The 10815-nt window shown below is 60.5% G+C and carries 8 protein-coding genes; 4 read left to right on the top strand and 4 right to left on the bottom strand.

Annotation, left to right across the window (positions count from 1 at the left end):
* Window positions 1-461: 461 nt before the first annotated feature.
* Window positions 462-692, bottom strand: a complete 231-nt coding sequence (locus tag M3I53_RS36205; protein ID WP_254320572.1) for a hypothetical protein — start codon at window positions 690-692, stop codon at window positions 462-464.
* On the opposite strand from M3I53_RS36205, the gene M3I53_RS36210 reads away from it, so the two are divergent.
* From M3I53_RS36210 to M3I53_RS36225, 4 genes are all read left to right on the top strand, one after another.
* On the top strand, window positions 691-6075 hold the full coding sequence (locus tag M3I53_RS36210; protein WP_254320573.1) for an ATP-binding sensor histidine kinase: 5385 nt from the start codon (window positions 691-693) through the stop codon (window positions 6073-6075). The genes M3I53_RS36205 and M3I53_RS36210 overlap by 2 nt on opposite strands.
* Window positions 6076-6164: 89 nt before the next feature.
* Window positions 6165-8609: a PAS domain-containing protein gene (locus M3I53_RS36215; protein WP_254320574.1), complete on the top strand. Its 2445-nt coding sequence runs from the start codon at window positions 6165-6167 to the stop codon at window positions 8607-8609.
* Window positions 8609-8980, top strand: coding sequence for a response regulator (locus M3I53_RS36220; RefSeq protein ID WP_254320575.1), 372 nt, complete (start codon window positions 8609-8611; stop codon window positions 8978-8980). Before M3I53_RS36215 ends, M3I53_RS36220 begins: the two co-directional genes overlap by 1 nt.
* 30 nt (window positions 8981-9010) lie before the next feature.
* The gene (locus tag M3I53_RS36225; protein WP_254320578.1) at window positions 9011-9685 is read left to right on the top strand and encodes a response regulator transcription factor; all 675 of its coding nucleotides are present in this window, start codon (window positions 9011-9013) and stop codon (window positions 9683-9685) included.
* Between the two features lie 127 nt (window positions 9686-9812).
* On the opposite strand, the gene M3I53_RS36230 is transcribed toward M3I53_RS36225, so the two are convergent.
* The 3 genes from M3I53_RS36230 to M3I53_RS36240 form a co-directional block, all read right to left on the bottom strand.
* Window positions 9813-10295 carry a hypothetical protein gene (locus M3I53_RS36230; RefSeq protein ID WP_254320576.1) on the bottom strand — a complete coding sequence of 161 codons (483 nt, stop codon included), beginning with the start codon at window positions 10293-10295 and terminating at the stop codon, window positions 9813-9815.
* Window positions 10295-10537: a hypothetical protein gene (locus tag M3I53_RS36235; RefSeq protein WP_254320577.1), complete on the bottom strand. Its 243-nt coding sequence runs from the start codon at window positions 10535-10537 to the stop codon at window positions 10295-10297. Before M3I53_RS36235 ends, M3I53_RS36230 begins: the two co-directional genes overlap by 1 nt.
* Before the next feature lie 129 nt (window positions 10538-10666).
* The coding region (locus M3I53_RS36240) for an ATP-binding protein (RefSeq protein WP_254317001.1) at window positions 10667-10815 on the bottom strand (149 nt) is incomplete at its 5' end.

Raw genomic sequence — 10815 nt, forward strand, 5'->3', positions numbered from 1 at the left:
TTTCCGGCGCTTGCGACCTCCGACGCTCCACACGACGGGCCTTTACTCGCAGGTCAGCAAGGCAGGACAAGAAGGAGTTCAAGGTATCGCAGCCCACCCCTCCGACAGCGCGTCCACTTCCCGAAATAGCTTCACCTCTGATGCGATCGATAAATCTTTGCAGTGACTGCAGAAGTCGTGAGACGGAGAGGCTCTTCGCCACGTGTTCTCTCGCGCGGAAGTGCCTTTATGCTTCTGCTACCATTCAAATCAGCAGTCATACGGCATAATTTGCAAAAATGTCTGCGGACCATGGCATCATCGATAAGGTGTGCGGTCATGTGAACAAGGCGGGTTGCACGGCAAAAGCCGCTTGTCCTCCACCGTCGCGTGGAGCGATGCGGCAGCGTGCCGTTAAGGCGAACCGTTCCGGCGACGTTGCGCTGCGCACAAAAGCGGAAACCGAACACTGAGCGGGCAAGTCACTCGCGCAGGCGATGTCGTCTATCGCCCTCGTAATGCGGTGCCCCGCGCTGCAAAACACGGAAGCCATGACTTTGGCCTCCGTCATGAAAGCGATTCCTCGAGAGCATGTCATCAGAGCCTCGGTCCCGGTCGATTGCAGAAAGCAGCCAGGTCTTATGGGAGGATGGCGAGCGAATCCTTTTGCGCGCATCGCGCTTGAGCCCGGATGGCGCGCCGACGTCGGTCATGGAGTTGCGTCCTTTGGCTACCGGCTGCACGCCCGCGAGCCTCGAACGCCTGGCGCACGAATACCATCTGAAGGAAGCGCTTTCCGGCGATTGGGCCGTACGGCCGCTCGAGCTCGTATCTGAGGGCAGTCAGACCGTGCTGGTGCTGGAGGATTCGGGCGCTGCTCCGCTCGACCGGCTGATAGGCACTCCCCTTCGACTCGAACGCTTCCTGCAACTCGCCATTGAGATCGTCACTGCTTTGGGGAAGGTCCATCAGCGCGGTCTCATCCACAAGGACATCAAGCCGGCGCATATCCTGGTGAACGACGCAACGGGCGAGGTGAGGCTCACCGGCTTCGGCATCGCCTCGCGTCTTCCGCGCGAACGCCAGAGCCCGGAACATCCCGAATTGATCGCGGGAACGCTCGCTTACATGGCGCCCGAGCAAACCGGACGAATGAACCGGTCGATCGATTCGCGCAGCGATCTCTACGCGCTCGGGGTCACGTTGTACGAGATGTTGACCGGAACCCTTCCTTTCACTGCGCTGGATCCTCTGGAATGGGTGCACTGCCATATCGCACGACAGCCCGCTGCTCCGGATGAGCGCGTCTCAGGTATCCCTGCCCCGCTCTCGGCCATCGTGATGAAACTGCTGTCGAAACCCGCCGAGGATCGCTATCAAACCGCCGGCGGCTTAGAGTGGGACCTCAGAAAATGCCTCACTGAATGGGAAGCCGCTCATCGGATTGATCCATTCCCGCTAGGTACGCACGATACGACGCGACAACTTTTGATCCCCGAGAAGCTCTACGGGCGTCGCAGTGAAATCGCGACGCTTCTGGATGCGTTCGAGCGCGTCGCGACGCAAGGAACGCGAGATATGGTCCTCGTGTCCGGCTACTCCGGAATTGGAAAATCCTCCGTCGTCAATGAGTTGCATAAAGTGATCGTGCTGCCCCGGGGTATATTCATCTCGGGAAAATTCGACTTGCGCCTGAGAGACATCCCCTACTCAACATTGGCCCAAGCATTTGCCGAACAAATCCGACAAATCCTGAACGGCCAGGATGCCGAAATTGCGCGCTGGCGCCAGGTGATCGAAGAAGCCGTTGGCCAGCACGGGCGATTGCTGACCGATCTGATTCCCGAACTTGCGAATCTGATCGGACCCCAGCCTGCAGTTCCCGTACTTTCGCCACTGGAAACCCAGTTGAGGTTCCAGGCCGTCTTTCAAAAGTTCGTTGGCGTGTTCGCGCGCGCCGAGCATCCGCTCGTGATTTTCCTGGACGATTTACAGTGGCTCGATCCGGCGACATTAACGGTAGTCGAATATCTGATCACGCATGCTGACACGCATCACTTGCTATTGATCGGCGCGTATCGCGACAACGAAGTCGCGCCAGGTCATCCGCTGATGGATATGCTCGGTTCGATTCGCGAGGCCGGGACGATGGTGCATGAGATCGTACTCGGCCCGCTCTCGCCGGAGGACTTCGGCGAACTGCTTTGCGACGCATTCAGATGCACGCACGAGCAAGCTTTGCCTCTAGCCAGACTGGTACACCAGAAAACCGACGGCAATCCATTCTTTGCAGGTCAGTTACTGACGAATCTCGTTGAGGAAGGCCTTCTCGAGTTCGAGCCGGATTCAGCATCGTGGCGGTGGAATCTCGAGCACATCGACGCGAAGGGCTTCACCGACAACGTCGTAGAACTGATGGTCCGCAGACTGCAGAGGCTCTCGCCTCGTGCACAGGACGCGGTGAAGTTGCTGGCGTGCCTCGGCAGCCAGGCCGACTTCAGCACGCTAGCGAGCGTCTGGGGTGACTCCGAGGCCAGCGTCCATGCCGATTTCTCCGACGCCGTCCGGGCCGGCGCGATCGTTTCCATGGACCGCAGCTTCAAGTTTCTCCATGACCGGGTGCAAGAAGCCGCCTATGCACTGATTCCAGCCGAATCCCGCGCAGAGCATCACTTGCGCATTGGCCGCCTGCTTTTGTCGAAACTCGATGAAGCGGACATTGCGACCCGGATTTTTGATCTCGTGAACCAGTTGAATCACGGATCCGAACTGATGGTCGAGCGGCCCGAACGGCATCGCGCAGCAACGCTCAACCTCGATGCCGCAAAAAAGGCGAAGGCCTCGACCGCGTATCGTTCGGCCTGCAACTATCTCGCGGCGGCTGCGTCGCTGCTTTCGCAGCAAGGTTGGGACGACTGTTACGAGTTGACCTTCCGAGTCTGGTTCGAGCGGGCCGAATGCGAGTTTCTGCTCTCCCAATTCGGCGAAGCCACGCGGTGGATCGATGACATATTGCTTCGAGCGCGATCGAAAATACACCGTGCCGAGGCCTACCGGCTCAGGATGGTCCTGCAGTTGGTGAATGCCGACAATGCGTCCGCAGTCAGAACCGCTCGCGAATGTCTGGAAGTCTTCGCCATCGATTTACCTGATCATCCTACGGATGACGAAGTATCCGCAGAATACGATGCAGTATTCGCGCACCTCGGCGCGCGCCCGATCGAAAGCCTCCTTGAGCTCCCGATGATGGAGGACCTGGAGATGCGGGAAGTCATGCAGATCTTCCATATGCTAGGGCAGACCGCATATTTCACCGATATGAACCTCGCCCAGACGATTGCTTGCCGAATGGTCGTCGTGACGCTGGAATACGGCACGACCGAATCGGCTGTCATCGCCTATGCATTTATCTCCATTCTTCTAGGTCCGTTCTTCCACCGATACCAGGACGGGGAGGCATTCGCACGGTTGGCGGTCGCCGTGGCGGAGAAACACGGTTTCGTGGCTCAACAAGTGGCCGCACATTTCTTCATGCAAATGGCGGTTCTATGGACGCAACCGATCGAGGTCGCATTAGGGTGCGTCGATACGGCCAGGCGGTATGCGCAAGAAACAGGCGAAGTCATCTATGCCAGCTTCAGCCTCGAACATCGACTGACGGATCTTCTTGCGCGCGGCTACCGCCTCGACGAGGCGTGGCTCGATTCGATCAACGCAATCGAGTTCGTCAAGCGAATCCACTTCCGTCACGTACACGATATTCTCTCCAGTATCCAGCACTTCATCCAGAGGCTTCGCGGGCGCACCAGCGACGAGACACCAATCGAGGACGCCACGATCGACGCTCAGATCACGGAAGGCGGTATTGCCGTGGTCAACTGCTTCCACTGGATTTTGCAGGTCCAGCGCCACTATCTACTAGGCGAACCTGAGAAGGCGCTCGCGTGCGCCGCCAAGGCCAGCCCACTACTTTGGTCCACACGCTGCCACATCCAGTTCGCGAACTACTGCCTCTATCATTCACTTGCGCTCGCCGCGGTTCACAACTCCGCGTCAGCTGATCGACAAGCGGAGATCAAGGCAGACATCACCGCAAATATCGAGGCGTTCGCAAGATGGGCAAAAAACTGTCCGATCACTTTTGCGCACAAGCATCTGCTGCTGCGCGCCGAACTGGCCCGTCTGAACGGACACGACATGCAGGCCATGCGGTTCTATGAGCATGCCGCCCGCTCGGCGGGCGAGCAAGGATTCGTCCAGGATCAGGCACTGGTCAACGAGCTCGCTGCGCAATGCTGCCTCGCCGCTGGCCTCGAACGCGCCGCGCACGCTTATTTGCGTGAGGCGCGGAACGCCTATTCCCAATGGGGTGCGCACGGCAAGATCGAACAACTGGATCGGCTCTACCCCTTGAGCAAACCCGAAGCTGCGTCTGTTCCACGCGTGACCATCGAGGAACTCGGCGAGCAACTGGATCTCGCGACGATCGTGAAGACGGCTCAGGCAATCTCAGGCGAAATGGTGCTCGAGAACCTGATCAAGTCTTTGATGACGACTGCAATCGAGCACGCTGGCGCCGAACGTGGTCTGTTGATCCTACGACAGGGCGCCCTGCAGCGGGTCGAGGCCGAAGCCACCATTCAAGGTAGCCGGGTCATCGTGCAATTGCCGCAGCAGTCGCCGAACTCGTTGGGACTGCCGGATTCGCTCCTCCGCTATGTCGCAAGCACGCACGAACCCGTCATCATTGACGATGCCTCAGTCGAAAACCGATTCTCCGGCGATCCTTATATCCGCCAGAAATGCGCACGCTCCGTCCTTTGTCTGCCGTTGCTCAAGCAGGCCGGGCTGATCGGTATGCTCTACCTCGAGAACAACCTCGCGCCCGGCGTCTTTGCTCCGAAGCGCATCGCCCTGTTGAAGCTGCTCGCCTCGCAGGCAGCGATCGCCCTGGAAAACGCGCGCCTTTACCGCGACCTTGCAGAGCGTGAAGCGAAAATCCGGCGCCTCGTCGATTCCAACATCGTCGGGATCCTGATCGCGGATCTCGAAGGCCGGATCCTCGAAGCCAATGACGCGTTCCTTCGTATGTTGGGATACGGCCGTGACGATCTGCTGGTCGGGCGTCTTAGCTGGAGGGATCTGACGCCATCCGAGTGGATCGAGCGCACCAATACGGAGTGGGAAAAGCTGGAAAAGACCGGGATCTTGCAACCCTACGAAAAAGAGTACTTCAGGAAGGATGGCAGCCGCGTGCCGGTGCTGATCGGCATTGCAATGCTTGGCGAGAACGCGACTCAAGCTATCGGGTTTGTGCTCGATCTGAGCGAACTCAAACGCGCGGAAGCGGATGCTCGCCAGATGCAGCTCGAGCTCGCACATGCGAACCGCGTCACTGCAATTGGGCAACTCGCAGCGTCGATCAGCCACGAAATGAAGCAGCCGATCGCTGCGACGACCGTCAATGCGTCGACAGGTCTGCGCTGCCTGGGTCTCGACCCACCCGAGGTCGAGGAGGCACGTCGGGCGTTTGATCGTATCGTCCGTGACGCGAGGCGTGCAGGCGAGGTAATAAAGCGTATTCATGGCCTCGTCATCAAGGCCCCGATGAGCAATGAGATCTTGCAGATCAACGAGGCGATTCGCGAGGTGATGGCGCTCACGTCCAGCGAGGCGACCCGGAACGGCGTTTCCTTGCGGCTGCGGCTTGCGGAGGATCTACCGGCCATCAAGGGCGACCGGGTGCAAATCCAGCAGGTGATTCTGAACCTCATTATCAACGCCATTGATGCAATGAGCGCGGTTGATAAAGGGCCGCGGGAATTGACGATCGACACCGCGATGATCGAGCCCGGCGTCGTCCTTGTGGCTGTGCGCGACTCCGGTCCGGGCATCGCCCCGGAGAACATCGAGCGCCTCTTCGAACCGTTTTATACGACGAAGGCCAGCGGAATGGGCATGGGGCTGCCGATCTGCCATTCGATCGTCGAAGCACATGGCGGCCGCCTGTGGGCGGGCAACGACGCCGGCCGCGGTGCGATCTTTCAATTCACGTTGCCCATCAATCCCGCCGTTTCAGCCGCCGTTTCAGCGTAAGCCGGCCCAAACCGACACCAAGGTATATTGACTCCCGGTTCGCGAAAGCCGATCGTTGTATCGTGAGGCACGCGGCAGAAAGGATCGCGATGGAAAACGAACTCAGTCGTACTGTGGATGCGCTCCCCGGGTTGGTCTGGACAGCCTTCCCTGACGGCCGCATCGAGTTCGTCAATCGACGCTGGTGCGAATATACGGGGCTTTCCGTCGAGCAAGCGTCGGGCGAAGGCTGGCAGACGGCGTTCCATCCCGATGATCAGCGGGGGCTAATCGAAGCCTGGCGAACCGTCCTCGCCTCCGGCGAGCGGGGCGAGGCGGAAGCGCGCATGCGTCGCTTCGATGGCGTGTATCGCTGGTTCACATGCCGAGCCAGTCCGATTACCGATGCTACCGGTCAAGCCGTAAAGTGGTGCGGAATCAACTCTGACATCGAGGACCGTAAACAGACCGAAGCTGCGCTTCGCGCGCAAGAACAGCGCTTTGAGCTGATCGTCGATGGCCTCCCCACCCGGGTCATCCTCTTTTCGCCCGACGGTGACGTTTTGCATGCCAACCGTCATACGCTCGAATTTTCCGGCTCGACCCTCGATGAGTTGCGGGGATGGAAGACCAACGGCCTGACCCACCCTGATGATCGGGCGGGGGTGATCGCCCGGTTCCGTGCGTCGATCGGCACCGGTGAGCCCTATGATGCGGAGTCGCGCCATCGCCGTGCCGATGGCGTCTACCGATGGTTCCGCGTGCAAGGCTTTCCGCTGCGCGATAACGAGGGCCGAATCGCTCTCTGGTATTTCCTTCAGACGGATATCGACGATCGCAAGCGTGCCGAGGCGCTGCTAGAGGGCGAGAATCGCCTGCTAGAAATGGTCGCGACGGGGCAACCTTTGCCGAACGTTCTCGACGACCTATGCCGACTGGTCGAAGAGATCGCGACCGACTGTGTCTGCAGAGTCACCTTTCGGGAGACACACGACACCGAATGCATGCATTTGGGGTCTCCCGGTCTCCCGAAGCGTTTTCTCCCTCGTGCCGGTGCCCGTGCCACCTCCGATGACTCCGACCCACTGGGCATGGCGGTGTCCCTCAAGGCGCAGGTGATCGTGCCCGATGTCGCGTCGGACGCGCGCTGGACCAAGGCGTGGCGCGAGCGCAGCCTCGCGCATGGACTGCGTTCCTGCTGGGCGACGCCGATCCTGTCGCGTACCGACGAAGTGCTGGGAACGTTCACGCTGTTTCGGTCTGCTCCCGGCGATCCCACGCCTATCCAGCGCGAACTGATCGCACAGTTCACGCACATCGCGAGCATCGCCATCGAGCGGGCACATAGCATCGCTGCGCGTCAGGAGGCGGATGAGCGCTTACGCCAAAGCGCGGCGCTGATGGCCAAAGTGGAGCAGCTCAGTTCGAGCGGCAGCTTCTGCTGGCACCTTGAAACCGGCGCGTTCACGTGGTCAGATCAGCTTTACCGCATCTTCGGGATCGAACCGGGGATGCCGATTACGATAGACTCGATCGCCTCCCGCTTCCACCCTGGCGACCGCCATCTACTTGACGAAATGATCGAGCGGGCGCGAGAAGGCAAAGATCTGGAGTTCGAAATCCGCCTGCTGCTGCCCAACGGCCCGGTCAGGCACATTCACATCCAGGCGCACGCCACGCGCGACCCGCAAGGCTCGTTGGACTACATCGGCGCCGCGCAGGACACCACGGCGCGTCGGGCGTCCGAAGATGCGCTTCTCGCGCTGCGCGCCGAATTGGCCCATCTGAGCCGGGTCAACAGTCAAGGCGCGCTGACGGCCTCGATCGCGCATGAGATCAACCAGCCGCTGACTGGCATCGTGACCAACGCCAGCACGGGCCTGCGCATGCTGACTGCAGAACCGCCCAATGTCGAAGGTGCGCTCGAGACGGTGCGACGCACGATCCGCGACGGGCACAGAGCATCCGAGGTGATGACACGCCTGCGCGTGCTGTTCAGCGACAAAACCATGACGACCGAGACGGTCGACCTGGTCGAAGCGACCCGGGAAGTGATTGATCTGCTGCAAGGTGAGATTCGCAACAAGCGGATCGTGCTGCATTTGAAGACGGCCGACGATCTGCCGCCTGTCGCCGGGGACAAGATCCACCTCCAGCAGGTGGTGCTCAACCTGGTTGCCAACGCCGTTGAGTCGATGAATGGCGTCGAGGATCGGCCACGGCAGATACTGGTGAGCATCGAGCGCGACGATGGCGACCACGTGCGACTCTCTGTGACCGATTCCGGCGTGGGCATCGACCCGCAGCTTGTCGACAAGCTCTTCGATCCGCTTTTTACGACCAAGCGGGAAGGTATGGGCATCGGCCTGTCCGTGAGCCGTTGCATCGTCGAAAGCCTCGACGGCCGGTTGTGGGCCTCGTCGAATAAAGACCCGGGCGCCACATTTACTTTTTCCATTCCGTGCCGGGCGGACAGCGTGACGGCCGCGGGGCGGTCCGCGCCTACAGGACCGTCCGCGCGCGCAGATGCGGAGCGGCCCGAAAGGAGCCTGTGATGGCAGAGCGCCCGCTCATCGTGGTGGTCGACGATGACGAGTCGGTTCGCGAATCGCTGCCCGACCTGCTGCAGATGGTTGGCTTTGCAGCCCGGGCATTTGCGTCGGCAGAAGAATTTCTGGCCTCCGGCTGCGCCGGCGAAGCACGCTGCCTGGTCCTCGACATCGGCATGCCCGGCATGTCCGGCGAGGACCTGCAGCACGAGCTCAAGCTGCGTCGGGAAACCGTCCCGATCGTCTTCATCACGGCGCATGGGGACGACGTGCTGCGCCCGCGCGTGCTCGACCAGGGGGCCGTCGAATGTCTGTTCAAACCCTTCAGCGACACCGCCCTTCTAGGGGCGATCCAGGCCGCGCTCAAGGTTGAATGATTCATCCGGGGCCTGTGAATGGAGTTCAAAATGATACCCGCTCGTGCAGTGGAAGCCCCCTCGAAATCGTCGTCGGCGCAAGCCGCGCCGGTCGTCTTCGTGGTCGATGACGATGTCTCGGTGCGTGAGTCGCTCGAAGCCATGATTCGCTTTGCCGGTCTAAGGGTAGAGACCTTTGGTTGCGCCGAGGAATTTCTCGGACGCACGCGCACAATGGTCCCGAACTGTCTGGTGCTGGATGTCAGCCTGCCCGATCTCAGCGGCCTCGACCTGCAAAATCTGATTGCGTCCGAACGTACCGATATGCCGATCATCTTCATCACCGGCTACGGCGACGTGCCGATGACGGTGCGAGCCATGAAAGCGGGAGCGGCCGAATTTCTCACCAAGCCCTTCGACGACCTGGTGCTGCTCGACGCCATCCGGCACGCGATCGAGCGCAGCCGCGCGGCATTGAGTGAACAAGCCGGGATGCAGTCGATCCGTGATCGGTACGCCTCACTCAGTCGACGCGAGCGGGAGGTCATGGCGTTGGTGGTATCCGGCCTGCTGAACAAGCAGGTCGGAGCCGAACTGGGCATCAGCGAGATCACGGTGAAGGTACACCGCCGACACGTGATGCGAAAGATGGACGCGCGCTCGCTCCCCGAACTTGTCAACATCGCGGGACGACTAACCCAGAGCACGCACGTGCGTGAAGGCTAGGTCACCTCCCCCGCAGCTCAACAGGTGCCTCGTCGCGATAGCCGCCTCTGGGCGCTTTCGACCGCGCAACCACCGATCAGCAAAGTGGGCATTGCCAGCGATGCCAGACTCACGACGCTCGACCTGTTCATTTCTGATCGCTGGCAGTACGGCGGCCTTCGCTCAAGCGTTCGCCGACACTGTCTCCGTCCCTCGACGCCATGGCGAACGCGACAACGCATGTGGCTTTAGCGAGGCATTCGACCGTCGAGACGAGACCAAGGGCAACGCTGTGCGCGTACTCGAGAGGTAACGCTGGTGCTACGGCGAATACACTCGATGCGCAAATGAAGGCGAAGACGTGACGGGTCCAGCGCAGGTCGACTATCGCACCGACACCGATGAGGCAAATCAGTACCTTCGACGCCATCACAGCGAGCAGTGAGGTTGAATCGATCGATCCGCTCAGTTCCAGCGGTGCCTCAATCAGGATCCAGCAGCAGACCGCCACGACAGAAACCTTGAACAGGTGATCCGGTCTGGACGCCATATCGTCGGCGTTCACGGAGACTTTCGACACGCTGTGTGTGCCGGAAGCGCGCTTCGTTAAATTGCCAAAGCCGTAGTTCATCACGCAGTCCTCCACGCGGACATGGCCGGCCGAGCTTGCGCGGGCGGATATACATTCCACCATCCGTCGTCGTGCCGGAAGAAGAGAATCGACAGCAGACCGTCGGAACGGATCACTTCGACACACACGCAGCGCCCATGCATACCGGCGCGGCGGACCCGCACGACATGCACGCGCATCGCAAGCGTGGGCGCTAGCCATTTCTCGATGGCCGCGTGCAGAGTCATTTCGGTCGGGCTCATGGTGGCCTCCTTCGCGCCTTTGTCTCTGTCTGCGTATTTCGGGGAAGTTGAACGCCCGTTTCGGTGAAGTCGAACAGGCCAGGAGGGAGGTGCTGCGTAGTGCTTAGATTGTACTGCGCGTGTTCGAGATCAGGCTACTTTTTGATCAGGTGCGTTCTTCTTGCGCATCGAATCGCCCTTCAGCGGGAGCTTGTGAGCCTGATGGACGAGGCGGTCGAGGATTGCGTCGGCGAGAGTCGGGTCTTGCAGCCAGGCGTGCCAGTGGTCAAGGGGCAATT

It is taken from the genome of Paraburkholderia sp. CNPSo 3272 (assembly GCF_024206495.1).
Taxonomy (GTDB): Bacteria; Pseudomonadota; Gammaproteobacteria; order Burkholderiales; family Burkholderiaceae; genus Paraburkholderia.

Excerpts from the sequence above, each read along its gene's own strand:
- M3I53_RS36220 (WP_254320575.1), top strand. The coding sequence starts at position 8,609 with ATGGCAGAGCGCCCGCTCATCGTGGTGGTCGACGATGACGAGTCGGTT.
- M3I53_RS36205 (WP_254320572.1), bottom strand. The coding sequence starts at position 692 with ATGACCGACGTCGGCGCGCCATCCGGGCTCAAGCGCGATGCGCGCAAA.
- M3I53_RS36215 (WP_254320574.1), top strand. The coding sequence starts at position 6,165 with ATGGAAAACGAACTCAGTCGTACTGTGGATGCGCTCCCCGGGTTGGTC.
- M3I53_RS36210 (WP_254320573.1), top strand. The coding sequence starts at position 691 with ATGGAGTTGCGTCCTTTGGCTACCGGCTGCACGCCCGCGAGCCTCGAA.
- M3I53_RS36235 (WP_254320577.1), bottom strand. The coding sequence starts at position 10,537 with ATGAGCCCGACCGAAATGACTCTGCACGCGGCCATCGAGAAATGGCTA.
- M3I53_RS36225 (WP_254320578.1), top strand. The coding sequence starts at position 9,011 with ATGATACCCGCTCGTGCAGTGGAAGCCCCCTCGAAATCGTCGTCGGCG.
- M3I53_RS36230 (WP_254320576.1), bottom strand. The coding sequence starts at position 10,295 with ATGAACTACGGCTTTGGCAATTTAACGAAGCGCGCTTCCGGCACACAC.